Source organism: Brevibacillus sp. FW306-2-1A-C05A, from assembly GCF_058781555.1.
On record NZ_JBYSWV010000116.1, the window covers coordinates 1 to 796 of the forward strand.

Below are 796 nucleotides of genomic sequence, written 5' to 3' on the forward strand. Positions count from 1 at the left end.
GGGTAGATGACTGGGGTGAAGTCGTAACAAGGTATCCGTACCGGAAGGTGCGGATGGATCACCTCCTTTCTATGGAGATATGACCGTTAGCGCAAATTCGCTGTTCAGTTTTGAAGGAGCATATCCTTCAAAAGATGAAAGGAAGTTCTGCTAAGAGCACTCGCGTCCATGCGAGAACGCAGAACGACTTACATCCTATAAGTCTGGTGACGATGGCGGAGGGGACACACCCGTTCCCATACCGAACACGGCCGTTAAGCCCTCCAGCGCCGATGGTACTTGCTCCGCAGGGAGCCGGGAGAGTAGGACGTTGCCAGGCGGACGCCAAAAAGGATCGTCTGCTAAAGGCGCCTCATCCGTGAGGTGAAGCAGGCACATATCCTGTGCGTCGCAACTTGTTCCTTGAAAACTGGATACTGCATGTAATTGCTAAGGATTTAAACTGTAAGTACTTTTTAGTAATTACGGAAAGCAAGGATGGCATGCTAAGTGCGCCTCATCCATGAGGCAACGCATGCACTAGCACATCCTGTGCGTCGTGGTTAAGTTACTAAGGGCACACGGTGGATGCCTTGGCGCTAGGAGCCGAAGAAGGACGCAGCGAACTGCGATAAGCCTCGGGGAGCGGTAAGCACGCTTTGATCCGGGGATCTCCGAATGGGGCAACCCACCATCTGTAATGGGATGGTATCCTTCACTGAATCCATAGGTGATGAGAGGGCAGACCCGGTGAACTGAAACATCTAAGTAGCCGGAGGAAGAGAAAACAATAGTGATTCCGTCAGTAGTGGCGAGC

3 rRNA genes are annotated in these 796 nt (G+C 52.1%); all 3 read left to right on the forward strand.

What is annotated here, in order from left to right:
- Positions 1-69: ribosomal RNA gene (locus tag AC3WJN_RS25565) — 16S ribosomal RNA — on the forward strand; the annotation flags it as partial.
- Between the two features lie 133 nt (positions 70-202).
- Positions 203-319, forward strand: a 5S ribosomal RNA gene (gene rrf / locus AC3WJN_RS25570).
- A gap of 221 nt (positions 320-540) precedes the next feature.
- A 23S ribosomal RNA gene (locus AC3WJN_RS25575) occupies positions 541-796 on the forward strand; the annotation flags it as partial.